Below are 23,578 nucleotides of genomic sequence, written 5' to 3'. Positions count from 1 at the left end.
TTCGCTTATATAGGTTAGAGGATCATCTGAATATGATTTCTATCCTTAAGGCAATCGGCCGGGATATAATTACTGTCAAGTTCTGTGCCATTTAGAATAAGCTTTTCGTGACCGGTTTCTCGCTTGTTCGGATTTTCGATAAGAATATGCAGATGTTTTCCGCGAAAATCTTTCTCTATTTCCAAATGTGTCCAGCTTTTTGGAATAGCCGGAGATAGGCTTATACCATTCAGATCAGGACGGAGTCCCAGAATCCCCTCCACACATCCAACCATCATGGTCGAGGCAGTTCCGGTCAGCCAGTGGACATGAGAACGTCCGTGATGTTTGCTGGCACGTCCTTCTGTAAATTGTCCGTAACAGTAAGGCTCCAAACAACGGAGTTCCGCCTGGTTGTTCCAAGCGGCAGGTGCGTTTTCTATGAAATAGGTAAAGGCACGTTCTCCATGTCCGCATAGAGCTTCTGCCAGGATCAGCCAGCCCTGAGATTGCGAGAAGATACCGGCATTCTCTTTTGTTCCCTGATTATATATGACGGCAAGAGCGCCGTCGAAAGCATTGGCATGATAGGGCGGATTCATCAGAAGGGCTCCATATTCCGTATTTAATTGTTTATAGACATTTGTAAGCGCCGTATCGGCCTGATCGGCGGCGGCAAGTCCGCTGATGACAGACCAGCTCTGTGGATTCAGCCACAGATTAGCTTCCGGGTCTTTCGCAGCGCCGATCCGATCTCCGGCTTCTGTATATCCGCGAATAAAGCGATCCTGATCCCAGCATAATTTTTGAATTATATCGCCTGTCTCTTCCTGTCTTTTTTCGAGGTATTTTTCATATTCCGTATCCTTCATGTACCCGGCAAAATGCTTTAAAACAGTCATTGCGTAGTAGAACTGCATCGCAACGAATGAGGACTCTCCGTTTGCGCCCAGACGAAGGCAGTCATTCCAATCCGCATAAAGTCCTGCGGGCATACCGTGGGGACCAAGGTGATCAAATGAGAATGTAACCGCACGTTTCAGGTGTTCGTAAACAGTGGATTCCCCTTTATCTGCGAAAGGTATGACTTCATTTAGAAATTCCGTATTTCCGGTCTCGGCAATATATTTGTATACGGTTGGAAAAAGCCACAGCGCGTCATCGGCGCGATAGGCAGGGTGGCCGGTTTCCTGCCTGTAGGAAGCGTCGTCCGGCGTATCCTCATGTCCTGGATTGTGTGTGAATTTAACAAGGGGAAGTCCGCCGCCGTTACTTACCTGTGCCGAGAGCATGAAACGGAGCTTCTCTGCTGCCATCTCTGGCGCAAGATGAATGATTCCCTGTATATCCTGTACGGTGTCACGGTAACCATAGCCATTGCGAAGACCGCAGTAAATGAAGGAAGCGGCACGGGACCAGATAAATGTCATGAAGCAGTTATAAGCATTCCAAGTATTTATCATCGTGTTAAATTCCGGGCTGGGCGTATTTACCTTCAGGCGGTTTAATTTTTCATTCCAGTAGTTTTTCAGTTCCAGTAATTCCTGATTTATCATTTCTGCCGGATTTATATAAGCGTCAAGAAGAGCGGACGATTCATGAAAGCCGCCTGTTCCAAGCAGAAAAGCAATGTCTTTCGTTTCTCCCGGAGCCAGAGTAACGCTGCAGGAAAGAGCGCCGCAGGAATTTTCGTTGTAGCTGGTTACATTTCCAAGATCGCCTGACAGGATTCCCTGTGGATTGCTATAGCTGTGATATCTGCCAAGGAAATGTTCTTTTTCACCGCAATAGGAGGATATTGGAGCGCCTGCAAGGCCAAAGAAACGTTCTGTTACATTTTTGTCATCTACTTGCTCGTCTTCTGGCAGGACGTCCAGATTGCCATGAATCTGCTGAATAATCTGGTTCTTTTCAAATAATGTTTTTGTAATGAACAGAGAATACTGTAGATTCACCTGATCCTGCTCATAATTACTATGATTTGTAAATTCGGCATAGCCGCTCAAGGTAAGGCTTCTGGTACGTGCAGAATCATTTGTTACAGAAAGTCCCCACACTTCGTAGGATTTACCCAGAGGAACATAGTAGCGGGCTTCCGAGCTGATCCTGTCATAACTGGAGGTCATCCTGGTATAGCCCATACCGTGATAACATTTACTTTCATAATTGTTAAGGTCTTTGCCCACCGGCTGCCAGGAGGCAGACCAGTAATCCTTAGACTCGTTATCACGGATGTAAAGATATCTGCCGGGCTGGTCAAAGCTGTTGAAAATGTAACGCAGAATCCGTCCGTTTGCGCCTGACTTTGCAAAACTGTAACCGCCTGCATTATTGGAAATAATTGCTCCATATTCCGGAGAACCCAGATAGTTTACCCAGGGAGCGGGTGTATCCGGCCGGTCTATAACATATTCCCGTTCTGTGTCGTCAAAATGTCCATATTTCATATATTTCTTCCTTTCTTTTCAGGAGCTTACAGCAGATTTATGATGATGGTGTGCATGCCGTCTGATAATGCAGTAAGCATATTTCGGGAAAGACTAACAAAAGAATCTTCATTTACTGCAAGTTCATTCCCATCACATGAAGCAGAATCAATAATATAAGCTCCAAAGTCTTTGCTGTTTTTATTTTTATAAATAATAGTAAAATTTTTCCCTGCAAAAGGAATGGTAATGGAAGCGGCGGCATTTTCATCAAACTGGCAGGCCAGAAGTTTTGGATACAGGATAAGGTCTCCGGCTTCGCCCCGGACACCGAAGACTTCTGTAATCATCGTCAGCATAAACCAGCTTGCGGCGCCTGTCAGATACTGGTACATTCCCCGTCCGTCAGAACGGAAATATTCCGGAATCCCTGGATAGATATGGCTGGTATTAAAATCCAGGGCTGTATCGGCAAGTGTCTTAAGCGCTTTCCATCCTTCTTTTACAAATCCTCTGTGATACAGGGCGTTGGCATACATAACCGCCATATGGGAGAATACCGCTCCGTTTTCTTTTTCGCCATATGCAAATCCAAACATACGCCCCATATCAAATTTCAGTTCATGGAAATCGGTATTCAGGCGGTAACCGCCGATTTCTTTTTGATAAAGATAGCGATCGGCGCTTCTTGTAATCTTTTCAATCTGGCTGTCTTCCGCGGTTCCGCTCATAATAGCAAAAACTTGTCCGGTCAGCATCATACGCACATGGTCTTTGAACACCCCTTCAACGGCGCGGCCATGGTTATCATAATAGCTGTTAAACCATCCTTCTTCACCCGGACCGTCAATCCATTCCTGGGATCTCAGACGCTCCATGAGCCAGTTCGCTTTTTGAATCAGATTTACAGCAAGAGCCGAGAGTGAGATGCTGATACGTTTACCGCTGACGGTATGTCTGCAGCAACCCATGTAGTCGGCTATTATTTTGTGCTTTTTTCCGATATCGTCAAAGACATTTACATCGTTTTCCAATAAAATCTTTATTTCTTCCAACAATTCAACCGTATGTGTGGAGGAATGGCTGTCCAATAGACGGATCATTGCCGCAAGATTCAACAGGTTACCGGCATAGGCACAGGTAAAAGCAACGCTTTCGCCGTGTTCTGACGCCATATCCAGTGCATCGTTCCAATCGGCTCCGCGGAGTCTGTAGATGTTATGGTCTCCTACTTCATAAAATGCAGTCAGCTGCTGGATGAGAAGATGCTCTAAAATACTTCCGGTATAGATGTCATTTTGGGCAGTACGTTGTTTGTCTCCCTGTTCTGAATTCCACAGAACATCAACCTCAGTTCCGCGCATAGTCTGAGCGTCTTTAAAATAGGAAATAGATTTATTTAGTATTTGGGCGTCTCCTGTTTGGTCTATATAAAGTTTTGTCGTCATTAACGGCCAAAGTGCATGATCCATCCATACCCTGGAGATTCCATTTCGATCTGCAAGGAAATTACCATCTCCATTTCCGATAATTGTTGCGTTGGTTCCATCAATGCGGACGCCCCCATAATTCATGGCAATCATATGACTGACGCTTTCAGGTTCTATCAGCAGCAAAGAAAGACAATCCTGCCACAGATCTCTCCATCCACGGCCGCCTCGTCCGTAGTCATGATGCGGAAGGAAAGAACAGCCGAATAATCGGCGGAGGAACGGCTGAAAGCAGATCCATTTCATTAGATGGTCAAAATCCGCTTCCTTCGTATGGAACTTCACGTTTACTTTATTTTGCCAGTAAGATTTTGTATCCGAAAAAGCCTTTTGTACTTTGCCGTCGGTATTATATTTCTCAAACAGGTCAAGAATCTTTTTTTCATTGTCTTCCACGCCAATAAGAAGAATATAATCTGCTTTTTCCCCAGGCGCAAGAGAGACGGTTTCAAAGCGGAAGGCGCCCATTGCTTCCTTTCCGGCCGCATGCCCGGGCGCTGTAACCCCAGGGTGTTTTTCATATATGGCGCGGGGATGCGTAAAGGTTCCCCCTTCGCCGACGAAATCTTCGACAGTGGGATAGAAACTCTTCGGTGCATTTCCATTACCCATACACCCCATAACATAATAAATATGTTTATTGGGACGGTGCCCTTTTTCATCAAAGGACATGGTGGGGCAGATAAGGACTCCGTTTTTATTCGTATCAATCCTGTGCAGCATGGATGTGACATTCCTGTGGTCGCGGATGTTGTCTGCACTGCGCCCATAGATCGGAATCGCGGCATAAGGAGTTAATTCCTGCGTAACTTCCGATTGATTCTGCACGGTTACATACATGATTTCTACATTGTAATCTTTTGGAATAAAAGAGGTAATCGTAGACTTTAATTGGTGGACTTTGGACAATCTTGTCAGTGTTTGCCACATAAATCCTGCTTTCAGTTCACTTTCATCCTGCATTGCAGTAAATTTGACGCTTTCCTGCTTGGCGGACGCTCCAGCAGCTGAATATGCATCTGCGCCGTCTTTTAACAGCCAAAAGTTACGGGTGGAACGATTATTATGTAAGTTTTCAGAACTTACTGGTTCTAAAAGGAAGGTTTCCTGATCAATCTTGGCATCGCCCCCAAGATTTGGCGTTACGGCGCTCTTCAGCCCCATTTCCGATGCCAGGGGAAAGTATAAATAACTTGTATTTTCCGGTTGCCTTATTGAAAAGCTGCCATGCTCATCGATAAATTTTAAATGCTCCAATCTTTATACTCCTTTCATTTATATATTTAGATAAAGAACATCATAGAGGAAATCGCATATGAAAAAAATAAAAAACATGTGAAAAATATCAGATTCATGACCTAAAATAAGCGAGGCAGTCCCCATTGTTTCGCTGAAAATTTAAAATGTGTCATGAATCTGATATTTTGGTAAGAACTCTAATATAACTGAAAAAAATTATATATTATAATCCATCCATCAATAAACGTGAAGCTAATGCTTCACAAATATAAAAGGAGGGTTTTATCAATGAAAAAGAGAGTAGTCAGTATCATGTTAATTGCGGCGATGGCAGCAAGTCTGGCAGCAGGCTGCGGGAAGTCGTCTGGTTCTGATTCTGGAAACGGCGGTTCGTCAAGCGGCGGTTCGTCAAGCGGCGGTTCGTCAAGCGCCGGTGCGTCAAGTGGCGAGGAAGGAAAGGTTATTAATATTTATAGCTGGAATGACGAATTTCGTGAACGTGTGGAGGCAGTTTATCCGGAAGTAAAGGAAACTTCTAAGGACGGCACGGTAACTGTTTTAAACGACGGTACGGAGATTCACTGGATTATCAATCCCAATCAGGATGGCGTCTATCAGCAAAAGCTTGACGAGGCGCTGATGCAGCAGGCAGACGCCTCAGCCGATGACAAGGTCGATATCTTCTTGTCAGAGACGGATTATGTCAATAAATATACGGATGCAGATGCGGATGCGGCTATACCGCTTAAGGATCTTGGAATTGACCCTGATAGGGATCTGGCAGATCAGTATGATTTTACGAAAGTTACAGCTTCTGATGTAGATGGCGTTCAGAGGGGCTCTACATGGCAGTGCTGTCCGGGACTGTTAGTATATCGCCGTGATATCGCCAAAGAAGTATTTGGAACAGATGATCCGGAAGAAATCGGTCAGAAAGTAAAAGACTGGGATACTATAAAAGCAACGGCAGAAGAGCTAAAAGCAAAAGGATATTATACATTTGCTTCCTATGCAGATACATTCCGTCTGTATGGCAACAGCATTGAAGAATCATGGGTAAGTCCTGGTGAAACGACGATTAAAGTTGACCAGAAAATCATGGATTGGGTAAATAGTTCGAAAGAGTGGCTGGATGCAGGTTATCTGGATAAGAATGTAAAAGGCCAGTGGAACGATGACTGGAATAAAGCGATGAGTTCTGCTTCCAAAGTATTCGCATTCCTGTTCCCGGCATGGGGAATTGATTTTACTTTGAATCCAAACTGGGACGGTGAAGACGGCGTATGGGCTGTTACCAATCCTCCGCAGGAATATAACTGGGGCGGTTCTTATGTACATGCATGTACGGGTACAGATAATCCGGAGCACGTAAAAGACATTATTCTTGCGGTAACGGTAGACAAAGATAATCTGCTGAAAATTTCAAAAGACTATTCGGATTTCACGAATACAACAAGCGGTATGAAAGAAGCGGCAGAAGATGATTCTTTCGCTTCAGAATTCCTTGGAGGGCAGAATGCATTTGAATACTTTGTACCGGTTGCAGAAAATATTGAGATTGCTCCGCTTTCCGCATATGATCAGGGATGTGTGGAATTAATCCAGAATTCGTTCAGCGATTACCTGCAGGGGAAGGTTGACTATGATAAGGCGAAAAAGAATTTTGAGACGGCGATCATAGAGCGTTATCCTGATATTACCGAGATTCAATGGCCGGAATAGATAAAATGACTGCGGGGCATTGATTGCCCTGCGTCATATGGAGCAGAAAGGAATGATAGTTTATGAAATCAAAACATAAAAAAGTTGACTATTCAAAATGGGGATATATTTTTATTCTTCCATTTTTTGTAAGTTTCTTCATTTTTTCCTTTATTCCTTTGGTGGATACCATCCGGTATAGTTTTTTTGAATATTACCGTTCAGGAATTAAAGAGATCGGACCGAATTTTGTCGGAATGGAAAATTATATCAGCCTTCTGGGTTCGGATATGCTGAAATATGCAGCGAATACTCTGATTTTATGGATTATAGGATTTATTCCGCAGATTGTGATCGCGTTGGTACTTGCGGAGTGGTTCGTAGATGCAAGGTTAAAGATTCACGGGACACAGTTTTTTAAGGTTGTTATCTATCTGCCGAACCTCATCATGGCGTCTGCATTTGCGATGCTATTTTTTACGATGTTCTCTACTAACGGACCGGTTAATTCTATTCTTATGTCCATAGGGATTACCAGTCAGCCCATTGATTTCCTGGGTTCCGCGCTGGGAACAAGATCATTGGTAGGGTTTATGAATTTCCTGATGTGGTTTGGAAATTCAACGATTATGTTGATGGCTGCAATTATGGGAATCAGTCCTGACGTATTTGAGGCGTCTGAGTTGGATGGATGCAACAGTTTCCAGCGGTTCTTCTACATTACGCTGCCGCAGATACGGCCGATTCTTGCATATACGCTGATCACAGCTATCATTGGCGGCCTGCAGATGTTTGATGTTCCGCAGATTCTGACGAATGGACAGGGTACTCCGGACCGTACATCCATGACTTTGATCATGTTCCTGAACAGCCATTTGAAGAGCAGAAATTATGGTATGGCAGGTGCGTTGTCTGTCTATCTGTTTATTGTCAGTGGTATTCTGTGCTTCTTTGTATATCGGATGACGAATAATGATGACCCGGACGGTTCGAAGGCAGCGGCGAAAAAAGCGAAAAAACAGCAAAGGAGGGGATAGATTTATGAAATCAAAACAACCAAGTCATTTACGGAGTATAGTTGCGCATATTGTACTGATCATCCTGTCATTCATGTGTTTGTTTTTCTTCTATATCCTGTTCATCAACGCGACACGGTCGCATGCAGACCTGCAGAAAGGTTTTTCCGCATTGCCGGGAAACTATTTGTTAAAAAATCTATCTAATGTCGCCAATGACGGAACCTTTCCGATGTTGAGGGGGATCTTAAACAGTCTGATCGTTTCTGGCTGCTCTGCGGCAATTTGTACATATTTTTCAGCATTAACGGCGTATGGTCTGTATGCATATAACTTTAAACTAAAGAAGGTTGCATTTACATTTATTATGGCGATTCTTGTAATGCCTACACAGGTAACTGCAATGGGATTCCTGCGGTTGATCACGAATATGGGAATGTATGACTCTCTGCTCCCATTGATCCTGCCTTCGATTGCGTCTCCGGCTGTGTTCTATTTTATGTACAGTTATCTACAGTCGTCACTTCCGCTGTCACTTGTGGAAGCGTCAAGAATTGACGGCTGCGGAGAATTCAGGACTTTTAACCAGATTGTACTTCCGATTATGAAACCGGCGATTGCGGTGCAAGCGATTTTCAGTTTTGTAGGATGTTGGAATAATTACTTCGTTCCGGCTCTGGTTATTCAATCGAAAGACAAGATGACCGTTCCGATTCTGATCGCGACACTTCGGGGCGCCGATTATATGAACTTTGATATGGGTAAGATCTATACAATGATTCTGGTGGCAATTGTGCCGATTATTATCGTATACCTGTGTCTTTCCAAGTTTATCATTGCAGGTGTTACGCTTGGCGGTGTAAAGGAGTAATAAAACAGGTTTTAAAACGACTGCTATATGTAAGCCTTTTGAATTACAAAAAGCTGGCTGTGGCAGTCTTTCTTTTTATATTACTTTATTAAAAGGAGGATAAAAGTAAAAATTATGAATCATAGCGGCACACTGAAAACAAAGCTTTCCAAACGGGAGCTTGAACATGCAAGATTAGCAAGAAAAGCGTCAGCCGAAGGTATGGTTTTATTAAAAAATGATAATTTGCTTCCGCTTGAGTTCCCAATGTCCATTGCATTGTTTGGCGGAGGCGCTGTCTGTACGGTTAAGGGAGGAATCGGTTCAGGCGATGTTAATAATCGAGAGAGTATATCAATATATAGAGGTTTAAAGACGGCAGGCGCAGTGATTACAAGCGAAGACTGGATTGCAGATTATAAGAATCGTTACGAAGCGGCCAGAACTGCATGGAAGGAAAGAGTTTTAGAAGATGCCAGGCATGTAGAGAATCCATTTGACGCTTATTCAGCCAATCCATTTTCCATGCCGGACGGACGAAAAATTATGTTAAAAGATTTAGGAGACGCTTCAGCAGCAGTATATGTGATCAGCCGTATTGCGGGAGAGGGTAAAGACCGCCGGAAGATAGAGGGAGACTATTATCTAAGTATAAAAGAGCGGGAAGATATTTTATACCTGAATCAGACAGATATACCGATTATACTACTCTTAAATGTCGGATCGCCGATAGAGCTAACAGATGTTTTACAAGAAGCCGGAAATATTAAAGCGGTTTTAAATATTTCTCTTCCCGGGCAAGAGGGAGGTCATGCAGTTGCGGATGTTTTGTTTGGCCGCGCGGCGCCAGGAGGCAGATTGACTGCCACTTGGGCAAAGCATTATGAAGATTATCCTTCGGCAGACAGTTTTGGTTATTTGAATGGAAATTTAGAAACGGAGAAATACAGGGAAGGAATTTATGTTGGATATCGGTATTTTGACAGCTTCGGTATACAGCCATTGTTTCCATTTGGTTATGGCCTGTCCTATACGGATTTTTCTATAAGATATGAAGGGCTTCAGAGAACGGCTAGAGGCATGGATATCATGGTTTCTGTGACAAATACTGGAAAATCATATTCCGGACGGGAAGTCGTACAAGTATATGTGACATTACCGCAGACAATTTGTGCAAAAGAATATCAAAGGTTAGTTGGGTTTGCAAAGACAAACACTTTAAAGCCGCAGGAAAAACAAAAACTTGTGATATCTATAGACCAGTCAAATCTTGCCAGTTATTCGGAACAGCTGCATGCATGGTTCATGGAAGCCGGAACATATGGTATATGGATTGGGAATCATTCCGCATCGTTGCAGCTTGCAGAATTGTTTACTGTTCATCAGCAGACGATATTGGAACATACAAAGGGAGTCTGTTCCCCAAAAGAATCTGTTGAAGAACTTGGCATAGCTAAATTTGCCAAGAATAGAGCTGGGGAATGGATTAAGAAGACAGAGGAACAAAAGATTCCGATTTCTTCATTTATACCGCAGGAAGAAAAGAATAGTACATATCAGATAACTTTTGCAAAAGAACAGCCTGTTACAGAACTGATACCACTCTTGTATGGAAATATTACTCAGGGCGCCAGCACTCTTGGATCGGCCGGAATTCGAGTGCCTGGTTCTGCCGGAGAAACAACAGAAACACTGGAAGAAAAGTATGGCATACGTTCTTTGATTATGGCGGATGGTCCGGCAGGGCTTCGTTTAAGGCAGAGCTATGAAGTAGATTGTGATACGAATTCCGTATATGGCGTCGGCGTCTTAGGAGCTTTAGAGAATGGTTTTTTGGAAGAAACAAAACATCATGAAAATGCAGATACTTATTATCAATATTGTACTGCATTTCCGGTAGGAACAGCATTGGCGCAGTCATGGGACACAGGTTTGATGCGGGAATTTGGAGAGGCTGTTGCCGTAGAGATGGAAGAATTCCATGTTGATCTGTGGTTAGCGCCCGGTATGAACATTCACAGGAATCCATTATGCGGACGTAATTTTGAATATTATTCGGAAGATCCTTTTCTGTCAGGGATCATGGCGGCATCTGTGACGGATGGGGTACAGAGTCACAGAGGATGTGGTGTAACAATCAAACATTTTGTCTGCAATAATCAGGAGGATAATAGAATGGGGGTGGATGTTTGTGTTTCTGAGAGGGCTCTCAGAGAGATTTATCTGCGTGGATTTGAAATTGCAGTAAAGAAAAGTAAGCCGATTGCTATGATGTCTTCTTATAATTTGATCAATGGCGTTCATGCGGCTAATAGCAGAGAGCTTTGCACGATAATTGCACGTGAAGAATGGGGATTTGAAGGCGTAATCATGTCTGATTGGAATACAACAGTCCCAGAAGATGGAAGCGTGCCATGGCAATGCGTTGCTGCTGGAAATGATATCATTATGCCCGGAAATCAGAAAGATGCTGCAAATATCCGTGAGGCCTATGAACAAGGAAAATTATCGGAAGAAATGATACGGTGCAGCGCGGGGCGGATACTTAAAATGATTCAAAGATTGTCAAATTAAAAAATCAGCAGGAGGCTATTCAATAAGTGAAAGAGGTTTTCGCCTGCTTGATGATGATTTCCTTACAAAGTGTTTTGAGGGAGTTGCGGCAAGCATAGAACTGGTATTGCGAAAAGTCGGATTTAAAGGCGCTGGACGTTCGTACCCAGGTATTTGTGGAGAATCTGCTGAACCGTTCGGTGAGGCTGGATATCCTGGCTACAGACAGTACAGGGGCGAAACTGAATGTGGAAGTACGGCGCTCTGCTCCGATTTAGGAGGTCAGATGTTTATGATGATGAGAGACAGGCATTCCGCATCCATATTACTATTATAGCGAAGAAACCAAGAAAGAACGCACAATCGCCTTAAACCCACAAGCGTTTGGTGCTCTGAAGCAGTGTTACATCCACCGCCGAGGGGATTATATCCTGGCTAACAATCGCAAAGAACCAAAAGCCATCAGCCGGATACAGGCGCGGCGGATTATTCATGAGGCGGCAGGCTCATGGTTGCTTCCTTGTGTTCAAAAGGACAGGCCTCTACAATCGGGCTGCACAGTACTTCGATCAAGCCGCTTCCAACCGCGTAAATGACGACACTCACGATAATACCGACCAGAGGCTCGGACAGCAGGGCGGGTAGAAATGCAAGTCCAATCAGCCCTGCTGCCGCGCATAATTCTGAATCTTAAAAAGAGCAGCGGAGCAAAGTTGGCGGCGATCGTCTGTGTGATAAAACCGAGATAGCAGGCTGTCAGAGTTTTTAATATTTTTTGACCATTTTGAACTCTAATTTTTTTTAAAAATTTTTCTTTTCTTCTGAAAAAATATGTGATATAATATTGGTATGGGGTATTAGCGCAGTTGGGAGCGCGCAACATTCGCATTGTTGAGGCCAGGGGTTCGAATCCCCTATACTCCATTTTTTTATGCTGTCTGAGGAAGAGATTCATCAGACAGTTTTTTCGTTCTCTGTATGCCTGTCGAAGCAATAGCCGTTATATGTCGTCCGTTCGTCAGCGTGTCCAATCATTTCACAGATTGTATTAATACGATAGTATTAGACCGACTTCTGTAGCTGTTTCGGCGATTTACTATTTTCCATCCTTCTCGCTCATCTGTATACCACGTATTTCTTTGATAACCTCCCTATAAGGCTTTTTCTTACCAAAAAGCATAGTTGTCCCAAGCACAAACCCGTCCATTCCCATAGGGGCAAATTTCTGAATCTTATCAGCGCTGCAGGCGCCATCCCAATACACCTGGAAATTCATTTCATCCTTCATTTTCAGAAGCGTCGTAATCTTTTCACCCACGAAGGGGAGATACATCTGCCCTGCATTGCCAGGATTTACTGACATTACAAGCACCTTCTTTACAATCCGAAGCATTTCATAGACATTCTCAATGCTAGTTCCGGGGTTTATCGCAATGCCCGGAAACATACCTGCATTGGTAATTTTCTGGAGAGTGGTAGATGGATGATATTCCGCCTCCGGGTGAATATAGACAGTATCTTTCTTGCGCAGCTTTCTCAGGAAAATCTCAATGTTGTTATTAGGGTGTTCTATCATTAGATGGACATCCAGCGGAGTTTTAGTAGCTGATGCAATGTAAGACATATCATTTATAGACATCGCAAAATTCGGTACGTAACGTCCATCCATGATATCTATATGGAAAGAATCGATACCGCCGCTTTCCAGGTTCTTAACTTCTTTCTCCAAATTTCCATAATTGGCACACATCATAGATGCCATTAATTCAAACTGCATATATATCCATTCCTTTCCTTTCGCTTGGAGCCTAATGTTCCTTAAATAAGTTCTTTTATATCTGTCATCCGATTAAAAAAAGGGTCCTCTACAATCAATTCCTGAAAATCTTTGTCCGAAATCTTTAGATTATGAATTAATCCTAGAAACGTCTCATCTAACCGCTTACTTCGGCTTTCCATATTTGCAGGCAAAAGTTTTAGATATCTGCCAAAATAATCCAGGATTCCTGCCTGCGCCTGCATAACACATCTGATATCTTTTTCTTTCCGAGTTTCTTTCACAAACACTGGATTTCCGCTGTCATCAAATCCCCATACACATGGATGTGGGGCAGTCAAAACTGTCTCCAGAACATAATAATTATCATAAATACTGCTTCCATCCGTCTCATCTATATCATAAAAAGACTCTATATCAAGCCCCCTATCCTTCATGAAGTATGCTTCAAGCTGCAAAAAATACATACCTTTCAGACGATGCGCAGCAAATCTCTCTACATACATCTGTGTCGTCCCCTTTGCCACAAAATCAAAAAAAGCCACATCTCCGCCTTTTAGAGCCAATTTCTCTATATATTTCATATATTTTTCCCGCTCATTCACGGCTTGTCTTAAAATATCATCCTTATATCTAAGCAGGTCAGTCTCCTTCTTGTCCCACCGCTTGGCATTCCCACCCTTCTTTTCAGTCCTTCCACACTCTAATCCAAACCGCGCTTTCAGATTTTCTTCCAATGTACCGCTGAATCTCATACTATCCACGTAAACAATATCTTCCTCGTTCATCATACCTGCCCGAACTGCCGCCATCCTTGAAGTCAGAAAATACACGGTATCTGCATTTTTATCCAGCATCTGGTACATCTTCTGCAGAAGATATCCGTCCCTTGCGCTAAACCAGATATTATGCAATCCATAATGCTGCACTCTTTCCCGAAACCAGAACACAAAATCCGTGATGATTGGTGCGCAGAGTAAATAACCGATATCATAAGCATCAGATACCTCGATTTTCTTTTTGGCTGTCTCGAACTGAAAGGGATCATTAAACAGTTTTGCTGAAAACATTCCCACCTTCAATCGCTCTGCTAAACTGTCTGAATCCATTTCCAATCCCATGTTTCCAACCGCATCCAGCAAATCCTCTTTGCTAAATATACGATATGTATCCATTCCTTTTTTTAACGCCATCTCCATATCTGTGATAAGATCGTCGCCAATATGCAGATATTGTTTTTCTCCTTCAAGTTCCAATAACTTATCGAAAAGATGTTGTCTTTTCCCTGTGTTATACTCGCAGGATACCAAAAGACCCGTATATCCTGTCAACAGACATTCCCTCAATATCTGTTCTATCTGTGTCTTTGTGTAATAGGTATCAGTCACGATATAGACAGCCTTCTTTTTCTGAATACAATATTTGTACGCCTCACAAACTGCCTCTCTTCTTAAAAGCGTCCTGCAATCAATCTCCCACTCCAGTTCTGCTAATTCGCCGGCCGAAACACAAACCCCCTGTGTACATTTCAAGACCTCCTTATATAATCGCTCAAGCGTCGGATCCCCTTCATCCGACAGCCTCTTTTCTGCTTCCAGACGCTTAGAAGGAAACTGGTCAATGTAGATATCTTTCATCTTTAGCGCACTATCCATGAGTTCAATGATATCAGACGAAAATAATACTTCACGCAAAATAAGAGTATCAAAAAGATCAAAGCTGATCACTTCTGCTTTGTCTATCTTTTTATATAGCTCATCTTTCGTCTCTCCCTTCATATGCATAAAGCTATATGTAATGCTTTCTCTTTCCAGAAGATTTTTCCCCCTAATGTCCATAAGAGCAATTCCGCATTCTGAACAGATATCCCCGATTTTCCCGGCAATCGCTTTGCAGGAACCCGGACGTGCAACGACAATAATAAGCTTCACACCTGCTTCAACCACATAAGACAGAGATACAATTTTTTTGCCGTACAGTTCCCCCTCTTCACGGAAGCTGTCCAACAGACCAAGGATTTCAAATCTGTCCTCCAACGAAAGAAGTGCTCCTTTTGTCTCCGTACCAAGACCATACAGGGCAGTTTTTTCCCCGATATATTTTTGAAATGGTTCATTTATCCCAGACATTTTTGTCACTTCCTTATTGTATTTAATGATTGAATATCAAACTCATAAGTCTCTCTTCAAAAGCATCCATAGAAAAATATTTTTCATAAACTCTGCGGGCATTATTACCCATTATTTGCAAATCAAATTTCCCCACGATACAGTCCTCCAACGCTGACCTAAGCCGGTTTACATTCTCGCTTGGAAATATAATTCCATCGATTCCGTCCCTTATGTATTCTGCCGTGCCTGCAGTATCTGAAATCAGACAAGGAATGCTGTGCATCATCGCTTCTGCAGCTACGGTAGGCATCGGATCTTCTCTGGAAGGACACACTAAGATATCTGTCTGTTCCAGAATGCAGTTTATTTCGTTTCTTCCCACAGGCCCTGAAATGATAATCTCAGAAATATCTTTTGCAGACTCCATGATCTCCTTTGCCAGCAGAGATGTATTTTCGCCGACAAAGATGAACCGTGCTCTCTTTCTGATCTCTGGACTTAACCTTTGAATGGCTTTCAACAGAATGTCCTGGCCTTTTCTATATTCGATATATCCAATGACAGTAAAACACATCTTGTTATGATGTCTTCCTGACTGCACTATTTTACCTACTCTTCTAAATTGATCCGTAACACCATAAAGTAAATATTCCACATGAAAATCCGGTCTGAATATCTTCAAGGCTTTCTCCGGTATAGGTCCTACGCTCCATATCTTCATATTATGTGACACTAGCTTATCCATCGTTTCCTGACGGACTCCATCATAAAAAAAGGGGGCGTCGTGAAGCCACCATGCAACTGGTATCTCTGGTTCTCTCTCCGAAAGAAATACATGAAAATTCATCGTATTGCAGATGATAAAATTATACTCCCTGACCCAATCCGATTCTTTCATTGTCGCAATCATCAGATTTTCGTCTATGACTGCCGGTATCCCTTCCCTGGTTAAAATATCACGCAGAGGGCCATCCAGCATAGATACATATACCACATGGTATCCTTTTTTAATCAGTGCTTGTGCCGCATGATATAAGGCGATGGCAGGACCTCCCAACGTCAAATCATGGCTCAACAACAGAATCTTCTTATTAACTCTGAGATTCCCGGCGTTATCGACACACACTCTTCGACACTTTTTAGAGGGTGTACCAATCAAATCATGTAAGTCAAAAAAATGATATATCTTCTCTTCACTTACCCCCAAATCAAGCAACTGGACCCTCATCATTTTCACGTAAAAGCTCAAAATAATAATCGCATCAAACTCATATTGCAGGACATTTTCTGGTGCAATCACAAGAATATCATCTATATAATAACCCTGTTTCTCTTTTGAATTATCAATCAGAGCAACCACATCTTTTTTCTCAAACCAAATCTTATATCGATTATAATATTCGCCTGTGCCAAACAGTAAAAATCTCATCCCCACTCCTTTGCATTTTAAGGTATGGCATACAGAACCATCTCATTATCTGCATTGCTATAGCTTCGGAGGTAAAACTTGTACTCAGAAACTAAAGCTTTCATATAGAGCGGCAGCGTAACAATATCCTCCGGTTTATGGTAAATACAGATTGCAAGCTTTGGCTTATCTCTTTTTATTATCTTTTCTGCTCCCTTTAATGACTCTAGTTCTGCTCCTTCAACATCCATCTTGATAAATGTAATCTTGTCGTGTACATCCACAACATCATCAATAGCTGCTGTTTTTATCGTGCATTTTCCTTCTCCAATATGCGCACATCCATCTGCTGTTGAAGCAAAAGGCAATTTGGAACTGCAGCTCCATGTCCCATAGGGAAATAGTGATATTTCAGGAAAAGACTCCTTTTCTCTCTCAAGCCTTTTCAGACAATTTTCATAATTCTTGGGATCCGGCTCAAATGCATATACCTTCTTCAGACCGCCGCAAAGTTTTGCAAAATCATAGGTCGTACCCAAGTCATAGCATCCTGCGTCCACAAAAATCTCCTCATCCAAGTAATGTAAAAAGTCCTCATAAAAATAATCATCGCCTGTTCCGCATTTAAAAAATGACCGAATATCCATGAGTTCCCTTTCTTCAACGCCATGATTAATCAGATATTCTTTCACTTCCTTCATATATTTTGTTGTACATATGACAATCTTTTTTTGCTCTCTCCTCCCGAAGAGCTCCATTGGCGATATTACCCTGTATCCATAAAAATCCTTTTTTTGCTTCTGAATATCACTGTCACAAAACTCAATTTCCAGGTTACATTCTTTCAGATACGGTATCAGACGTTCCGAAAAACTGCCTGTCCCATAGAACGTAATCTTTATCCCCTCAGGCAGTGTCTTAATGAAATCTTTTTCATCACATCCGTTCCATACTGGAATATCCGGATGCGACTTTTTAGCCATATGCTCCACATATCCAAAGTTTCCAGTCACAAGCCAGTTTAGACGGTCAAGATATAGTTCTTTTGATAACTGATCCTCAAGCATTTCATAAACATCTTTTAACCCCTGTATGAATTCGTCAGGCTGCATACACTTTTCCTCCACATACTTACGTCTCATCCTTGCATCTTTTTCTCATATTCCATATATTTTTCATCCAGCCTTGCATAATACGTATTGTCTTTATGGATATATCTGATTATCCTGCAATCATTGATTTCCATCTGATTTAACTGTTTTTTTATTGGAATAAACCCGTTCTGGCTGCTGATGATATAAAAAGCATTCGGATATTCGTCCTCAAGCCGCGCTGCCGAAATAACCGGAATCCCCCGATATGTCATACCCTGTTTTGCCTTATCATTATCGGCAAATGCTGCAATGGATTTTACATTTGACCGAAGCAAATGGTCTGCAACTTTCTTCCCGATTTCAGAGAATCCAAATACGACAACTTGCTCTGCCTTCTCTGCCATCCCACGTATATATGACCAGTCACTTTTCCGTTCAGCTTCCAAAGCTGCTTCCCAAATATTGCGGTAAACCGACTCGTCCAACACTCTGCCTGCCTCGTTCCACCACAGTGTATTCACTTTAAGCCTTGTACAGATCCATGGTTTAAAATAACCTGTAAAATGCAGCACACAGGCTCTCTCTTCAATATGAGACAACTCTTCCTCTGAATAGCCGTCCGGTGGTTTCTCGGCTATACTTCCATAATATTCTGTAAAAAAATCATATTTTAAAGGAAGTATTTTTATTTTTCCATAACAGCATTTATTGATAATATCCTGATCCATATATTTGCAGCCTGAGCCTATGGCTTCGATCATTCTATGCTCCACATAGTCTTCCCTGATTTTGTTAAGATTAAGAAGCATAAAGCCAACATTCACATAATCGTCCATGGATGGAATATGCAAGATGTCGGCATATTCCTTATACTCTGACATATGGCTCTGAACCCCCAAATCCTTCACCGCAGCCACATAATCATTCTCCATATCAGTGTTATAAACTTCCGATAAGTCATCCCTGATTATCATATCCCCGTCAATAAACAGGCATCGTTCTTCCTCTATCATCTGGCTAATATATAGCCTGTAATAGGACGCAACCGAAATATGGGCTGTTGCGACTGCCTTATCTAGCCTTGAATCATGAATCTCCTTAAAGGTAAACTCAATCCTGCCGTCCTTTTTTTCCAGTTTCTTCAGCATATCCCGGCAAGCATAATTAAAATTCCGGTCACATAGAATATATACATGAAAGCATGTACCTTTCTTTGAAGATGTTAAAATAGAAGATAACGTCACAAGTGTCGGTATGACGTAATTTTCATCGGTTGACATTACAATATTTATTTTCTCCACAGTACACTCCCTATCCATTTTCATGCATACCTCTTATCAATTCTCCTATGGTCCATATTTTTGCATTTAGCTTTTGACTTAATATTTTCCTAACATCCTCTTCATGTTCCACTAGAGATATAATTACCAAATCCACACCAGGCAATGTTTCTTTTGGTGTGTATATTGGTATGGTTGGTTTTAAATACGGTATGCTTCTGTCTATAAAGTAACAGACCGATATACCCGCCTCTTTTAATGAATTCTCAATCTGTTTTCCAATAGTTCCGTTTCCATATATTGCTACCTTGTGAAAACCTCTTTTTTTTATGATATCCCAAATCCTTATCCCTCTGTTTTCCTGCTTCAGCCAGTCATCATACAAAGTTACCATGTTCCTGAACTTATCGAGAAGCTGTATTTTCCCGAATACTTCTTTCCAAAAAGCCTGCTGCAAATCAGACATTTCCGCATCAGAAAGCAGTTTAATTTTTCTCACAATCTCTACAACTTCCTGTTCAGACTGAATCATCTTTACCGTTTGAAGAGATGCATTATTTCCATCCATAACATGTTCAAATAAAATGTCATCATTTAATACAAACTGTTTTCCTTCGCTCAACATACAGAGCCATAGCAGCCAGTCGTCTGCCCCATTATGATGCAGAATATTTTTCTTCCAGATATCTGAAATTGAATTCTTCCTGATAAGTACCTGTCCTGGAGACACAATTGTATTCCCGTTTCTAATGACATAATTTCTGTCAACCGCATTCTGAAAGAATCTCTGCTCATCATAGTAAATTTTGCCTCCGTCTACTAATCGACAAACCACTGCATCCCCATCTTTGATTCGGTCCAACTGACTTTTAAGATATAAAGGGAAAATCCGATCATCCTGATCCAGAAATAATACATATTCCCCCTTCGCCTCATTTAATCCATGAACTCTTGCTCCATGGATACCTCGGTTAAACTCTGTGTTCAAAATCCTGATATCAACCGTATACGAATATATATCTATTTTGATAGGCGTCAGAGGGTCATCATTGACAAACAATAATTCTGTCTTTGCGCCTGTAACTTCTGCACAGGCTTCGATTTGATGAATCATCCTCTCTATGTACGGTATTCCTTGATAAACCGGAACAACTACGCTTACTGATACCAACGCTTTTTCACCTCTGATAAATCACTTATACAATCGGGATTTCCTGTGGACGAACCCAGAGCATTCGTTCTCTATGAATCCCTAATGAAGTTAACTCGTCCATAATCTCATCTGCCATCTCTCTGTTCTTGACTGCGATGAGTATTTTTATATAATCTAAACTCACAATCCGGGCAGGATGTATAATTTTTCTGCCGTCACAGGTATTTTTATCAACCCATGCGGCTATATTACAATAATGATTATCCACAATCTGATGATAATAAGACTGCCCTACCTCTCCAGCGCCATACAGGATAATATCGCTGCCTTTTTCTATTATTGTATAGGGAAATAGAAATGTCCTCTTAAACCGAATATGAAATATCTGCTGTAACCCTTGTTCCAGAAGAAGCCAGACATAGTTTTTTAATTGTTTCTGTAAATGGTACTGGCTTTGGTATTTAAAAAAGCGCTTCTGCATATATTGATAAAAAGACTGGATTTCACAAATCGTATTGATATTCATATTCCGGCACATAGACTCTTCATGAATTCTATAAAAATATTGATATTTCTTTATAATATAAATGCGATTTATATCCAGGCAACAGGGATAGAAAATAGCAGCATCTTCTCCCATTGTAATCTTTCTGTCCGCTCTTTCAAATGCTCCCAGTAAGAGCTTTCGTTTCATGATTTTTGTACACAAAGACGGCTGTGCTCCTCTTTGCCCTTTCGCTGCGTCATGCATCATATTAGATAAAAAGATATCTAAGTTTACTCCTCTCTCATAAGAGCCATACAATGTGTTATCATCAATCTCTGTTTTTGTCTGTCCAAATACAGCCGTATACCCCATTGAAACAATGTCGCACTTCTTATCTTCTGCTACAGACATCAGATCCTGATACATATCATGAGCAATCCAGTCGTCGCTATCCACAAAACCGATATACTCCCCTTTACTGCTTTTAAGACCATGCCATCTGGCTTCCATACAGCCCATATTGTTTTGGTGTATCACACGTATCCGGCTGTCTGCTTTTTCATATTCATCACATATTTCACCGGAACCATCCGTAGAACCATCATCTACGAGAATTATTTCCATATCTTTGTACACCTGGTTACTTATACTCTGAATACATTGCTTTAGATATTTTCTGTTGTTATATACTGGCACAATTACCGTCAATTTCATTACAATATCTCCATCCGTTCTTATTACCAAAGCGCAGGAATGATATCTTTACAGAGAATTACATCTGTTTCTTGCATCTTATTTTTTACGGTTTCCGCTACTTCTTCTGCTCCCATATTTAATGCAATAAAAATGAGGTCCGTTCCAGGCAGATCCATCTCAATCGAGTATGAGGTAACGTCAACGATTTCTTTATATTTTTGATCAATCACATACTTTATGGCGATTTTTAAATCATCCAGATACTTCTTTATTCTTCCTCCCCATTGACCATAACCATAAATACAAACGTCCTTACCATCACAAATGCTGGCTAATTTTTGCTTAAAACGGTGGTATTGATTTGTAACCGCTTCAAAATCGGCGCTATTCAAATTCAATAACTTCTGTATCTCATCATTTGTAAACATTGTACATTCACACTCATAATAGTAATAGCATTTCTTTAATTGAATACCTTTCTCTAACGGTCTATACAGTGACTCAGTTCGTATATAATGTGCCCATCCTTTGGGGTTGTCCATAAATATCCGATCTCCCATAGCCGTTAATCCATCTTCGAGATAATCACATATCTTAAAGCTTTTGTTAATCCATCTAATCTTATATCCTTCATATGCAATCCTGTCCCATACGACAGCTTCCGTAATAAATGTTTCACCTGTATACTCTGGAAACGGAAATCTGCGTAAAATCTCTGTTTTCAAAACCTCAGCCTTATCACCTTCTAAACCGAATTTTTCCCGTTCCAGATTCGTGGCGTCGATATACTCCCGAAAGCAAGGCGTGCCTCCAATCATTTTTCCATGCTTATTCCTTATAAGCCCTGATATACCCGCAAACTGACAGTCAGAATGAATCCCTGACCAATATTCTAAGACGGTTTCTACCGCATCGTCCTCCAAATAATCATCGCTGTCTACGATAAAAAAAGCCTCATACTCTGCCAGTTTCACTCCATAATTAATTGCACTGTGTTTTCCTCTGTTTTCCTGCCGATAAATCCTTATCTGAAATTCCTGTGTATTCTTCCTCCAACGCTCCACGAGTGAAATCACATCATCTGTTGAGCCATCATCAACAATCAGCCATTCAAACGCATAACAGGTCTGGCGCAATAAGGAAACGTATAGATTTTCTATGATATAAGCACGATTATAAACTGGGGTAAATATAGTTATCATTTCTGCTCCATTTCTTCATAGCTGAAATTAACATATTTTTTTCACGTTTATCTTCCATCCATGAGCCTGAAAAATGGTGGATTGCATAAGTATGTATTGGACTTCGCTCCACCCGAAAACTATACGGGCTCATTCCGCATAAAACACGTGACGGGTATACCGCCATACCATTTATAATTTGAAATTTTCCATTACATTCCAATCCATGTCTTTTCATAATCTTTGTCTGTATTACGGGACAGCTTGTGCGATTCCATGTTCCATCATCCTGCACGAAATCCAGATTATCGTAATACTCCCGGATTTCATGCAAAATCGGATTATGTTTTTGGGAGCCGAATCCCAGTCCATAATTTACATATTCGCTGCTTTCAAAACCGCAAAACGCTTGATTCATCAACAATTCATCGATATTTTTTGTTAATTCAACATCAATATCCAAATATATTCCGCCATGTTCATTTATAATGTCTATCCTGGCATAATCGGATACAAAAGCCCATTGCTCCATTTCGTATGCCTGGCTGATATATGGAGTCTTATATACGTCATAATTCTTTTCATTCCATTCAATAATTTCATAATCTGGACAATACTCTTTCCAGCTTTTCATCCATCTCTTATAGTGAACCGGCATCTCTTTCTTTCCAAACCAACAATAGTGAATTGTTTTGGGAATCTGGATACTGTCGCAGGCTGATAATTGGGATGGCATTTTAATGTGTAATCGGTCATAATCGTATTGTTCAATTCTTAAAACGGGATAAATATAATAATTGATATCACCTGACACATTTGATTTTTCTATCTGCTGTATGATTTCTTCAAACGATTCCGTTGTTATTAAAATCTTGTCACTGCTTTCTATGCTTTCCACCATTTCTCTGAATGATATAAGAGCAATAGAAACGCCATTTACTACTTTTACCGAAGTTTTGACGACATCTGGATTGTTATCAACAACTGCTTTGATACTCTCTTCAAGATTATAGCCTTCAAATTCCTTCAAAAAAGCTTCAAATACCCTTCCTGCCCCAAAACAGTATATATTTTTCTCTTTTTTGCTTAATATATTAGATAATAGACCTGTAGCATATATCATTATTTTCTCCCACC

At 41.3% G+C, this 23,578-nt stretch carries 15 protein-coding genes, 1 tRNA gene and 2 pseudogenes; 6 read left to right on the top strand and 12 right to left on the bottom strand.

All coding sequences use genetic code 11. From position 1 onward, the window contains the following. Positions 1–14 precede the first annotated feature (14 nt). Both AC6I3O_RS26155 and AC6I3O_RS26150 read right to left on the bottom strand, forming a co-directional pair. Positions 15–2,426, bottom strand: a complete 2,412-nt coding sequence (locus AC6I3O_RS26155) for a glycoside hydrolase family 94 protein (RefSeq protein ID WP_497853347.1) — start codon at positions 2,424–2,426, stop codon at positions 15–17. Between the two features lie 26 nt (positions 2,427–2,452). Further along, positions 2,453–5,152, bottom strand: coding sequence for a GH36-type glycosyl hydrolase domain-containing protein (locus AC6I3O_RS26150; protein ID WP_497853346.1), 2,700 nt, complete (start codon positions 5,150–5,152; stop codon positions 2,453–2,455). A 270-nt stretch (positions 5,153–5,422) separates the two neighbouring features. Between AC6I3O_RS26150 and AC6I3O_RS26145 the strand changes: the two genes are divergently transcribed. From AC6I3O_RS26145 to AC6I3O_RS26125, 5 genes and pseudogenes are all read left to right on the top strand, one after another. Beyond that, complete coding sequence (locus AC6I3O_RS26145; protein ID WP_497853345.1) at positions 5,423–6,856, top strand: carbohydrate ABC transporter substrate-binding protein; 1,434 nt, start codon at positions 5,423–5,425, stop codon at positions 6,854–6,856. A 62-nt stretch (positions 6,857–6,918) separates the two neighbouring features. Continuing rightward, positions 6,919–7,872, top strand: coding sequence for a carbohydrate ABC transporter permease (locus AC6I3O_RS26140; RefSeq protein WP_497853344.1), 954 nt, complete (start codon positions 6,919–6,921; stop codon positions 7,870–7,872). 4 nt (positions 7,873–7,876) lie between these two features. Continuing rightward, a complete protein-coding gene (locus AC6I3O_RS26135; protein ID WP_497853343.1) occupies positions 7,877–8,722 on the top strand; it encodes a carbohydrate ABC transporter permease in 846 nt (281 codons plus the stop codon). A 114-nt stretch (positions 8,723–8,836) separates the two neighbouring features. After that, positions 8,837–11,275: a glycoside hydrolase family 3 protein gene (locus AC6I3O_RS26130; protein WP_497853342.1), complete on the top strand. Its 2,439-nt coding sequence runs from the start codon at positions 8,837–8,839 to the stop codon at positions 11,273–11,275. After that, positions 11,271–11,520 (top strand): annotated as a pseudogene (locus AC6I3O_RS26125) (hypothetical protein); the annotation flags it as partial. The gene AC6I3O_RS26130 and the pseudogene AC6I3O_RS26125, both read left to right, overlap by 5 nt. A gap of 235 nt (positions 11,521–11,755) precedes the next feature. Here AC6I3O_RS26125 and AC6I3O_RS26120 read toward each other — a convergent pair. Continuing rightward, positions 11,756–12,026 (bottom strand): annotated as a pseudogene (locus AC6I3O_RS26120) (MFS transporter); the annotation flags it as partial. Positions 12,027–12,105: 79 nt separating this feature from the next. Between AC6I3O_RS26120 and AC6I3O_RS26115 the strand changes: the two are divergent. Next, positions 12,106–12,178: transfer RNA gene (locus AC6I3O_RS26115), tRNA-Ala, on the top strand. A 172-nt stretch (positions 12,179–12,350) separates the two neighbouring features. Here AC6I3O_RS26115 and AC6I3O_RS26110 read toward each other — a convergent pair. The 9 genes from AC6I3O_RS26110 to AC6I3O_RS26070 are packed head-to-tail and all read right to left on the bottom strand — an operon-like array spanning position 12,351 to position 23,564. Beyond that, positions 12,351–13,031, bottom strand: coding sequence for a ribulose-phosphate 3-epimerase (locus tag AC6I3O_RS26110; protein WP_497853341.1), 681 nt, complete (start codon positions 13,029–13,031; stop codon positions 12,351–12,353). 41 nt (positions 13,032–13,072) lie between these two features. Then, positions 13,073–15,160: a hypothetical protein gene (locus tag AC6I3O_RS26105; protein WP_497853340.1), complete on the bottom strand. Its 2,088-nt coding sequence runs from the start codon at positions 15,158–15,160 to the stop codon at positions 13,073–13,075. 22 nt (positions 15,161–15,182) lie between these two features. After that, the gene (locus AC6I3O_RS26100; RefSeq protein WP_497853339.1) at positions 15,183–16,571 is read right to left on the bottom strand and encodes a glycosyltransferase family 4 protein; all 1,389 of its coding nucleotides are present in this window, start codon (positions 16,569–16,571) and stop codon (positions 15,183–15,185) included. 17 nt (positions 16,572–16,588) lie between these two features. Beyond that, the gene (locus AC6I3O_RS26095; RefSeq protein ID WP_497853338.1) at positions 16,589–17,662 is read right to left on the bottom strand and encodes an FkbM family methyltransferase; all 1,074 of its coding nucleotides are present in this window, start codon (positions 17,660–17,662) and stop codon (positions 16,589–16,591) included. 26 nt (positions 17,663–17,688) lie between these two features. Continuing rightward, positions 17,689–18,969, bottom strand: a complete 1,281-nt coding sequence (locus AC6I3O_RS26090; protein ID WP_497853337.1) for a glycosyltransferase — start codon at positions 18,967–18,969, stop codon at positions 17,689–17,691. Beyond that, positions 18,956–20,095, bottom strand: a complete 1,140-nt coding sequence (locus AC6I3O_RS26085) for a glycosyltransferase (protein ID WP_497853336.1) — start codon at positions 20,093–20,095, stop codon at positions 18,956–18,958. Before AC6I3O_RS26085 ends, AC6I3O_RS26090 begins: the two co-directional genes overlap by 14 nt. 25 nt (positions 20,096–20,120) lie before the next feature. After that, entirely contained in the window at positions 20,121–21,278 is a 1,158-nt protein-coding gene (locus AC6I3O_RS26080) for a glycosyltransferase family 2 protein (RefSeq protein WP_497853335.1), read from the bottom strand. Positions 21,279–21,301: 23 nt separating this feature from the next. Next, positions 21,302–22,462, bottom strand: coding sequence for a glycosyltransferase family 2 protein (locus AC6I3O_RS26075; RefSeq protein WP_497853334.1), 1,161 nt, complete (start codon positions 22,460–22,462; stop codon positions 21,302–21,304). After that, positions 22,434–23,564 (bottom strand): glycosyltransferase family 32 protein, encoded by a 1,131-nt coding sequence (locus tag AC6I3O_RS26070; RefSeq protein WP_497853333.1) that lies wholly within the window; start codon positions 23,562–23,564, stop codon positions 22,434–22,436. Before AC6I3O_RS26070 ends, AC6I3O_RS26075 begins: the two co-directional genes overlap by 29 nt. Between the last annotated feature and the right edge of the window lie 14 nt (positions 23,565–23,578).

Source organism: Sporofaciens sp. St.21A7 (assembly GCF_059728535.1).
This window is presented reverse-complemented; position numbering and strand designations above follow the sequence as displayed.

Bases quoted from the DNA above. Each gene is read 5' to 3' on its own strand.
- AC6I3O_RS26155 (WP_497853347.1), bottom strand. From the start codon at position 2,426: ATGAAATATGGACATTTTGACGACACAGAACGGGAATATGTTATAGAC.
- AC6I3O_RS26145 (WP_497853345.1), top strand. From the start codon at position 5,423: ATGAAAAAGAGAGTAGTCAGTATCATGTTAATTGCGGCGATGGCAGCA.
- AC6I3O_RS26140 (WP_497853344.1), top strand. From the start codon at position 6,919: ATGAAATCAAAACATAAAAAAGTTGACTATTCAAAATGGGGATATATT.
- AC6I3O_RS26135 (WP_497853343.1), top strand. From the start codon at position 7,877: ATGAAATCAAAACAACCAAGTCATTTACGGAGTATAGTTGCGCATATT.
- AC6I3O_RS26130 (WP_497853342.1), top strand. From the start codon at position 8,837: ATGAATCATAGCGGCACACTGAAAACAAAGCTTTCCAAACGGGAGCTT.
- AC6I3O_RS26110 (WP_497853341.1), bottom strand. From the start codon at position 13,031: ATGCAGTTTGAATTAATGGCATCTATGATGTGTGCCAATTATGGAAAT.
- AC6I3O_RS26105 (WP_497853340.1), bottom strand. From the start codon at position 15,160: ATGTCTGGGATAAATGAACCATTTCAAAAATATATCGGGGAAAAAACT.
- AC6I3O_RS26100 (WP_497853339.1), bottom strand. From the start codon at position 16,571: ATGAGATTTTTACTGTTTGGCACAGGCGAATATTATAATCGATATAAG.
- AC6I3O_RS26095 (WP_497853338.1), bottom strand. From the start codon at position 17,662: ATGCAGCCTGACGAATTCATACAGGGGTTAAAAGATGTTTATGAAATG.
- AC6I3O_RS26090 (WP_497853337.1), bottom strand. From the start codon at position 18,969: ATGAAAATGGATAGGGAGTGTACTGTGGAGAAAATAAATATTGTAATG.
- AC6I3O_RS26080 (WP_497853335.1), bottom strand. From the start codon at position 21,278: ATGAAATTGACGGTAATTGTGCCAGTATATAACAACAGAAAATATCTA.
- AC6I3O_RS26075 (WP_497853334.1), bottom strand. From the start codon at position 22,462: ATGATAACTATATTTACCCCAGTTTATAATCGTGCTTATATCATAGAA.
- AC6I3O_RS26070 (WP_497853333.1), bottom strand. From the start codon at position 23,564: ATGATATATGCTACAGGTCTATTATCTAATATATTAAGCAAAAAAGAG.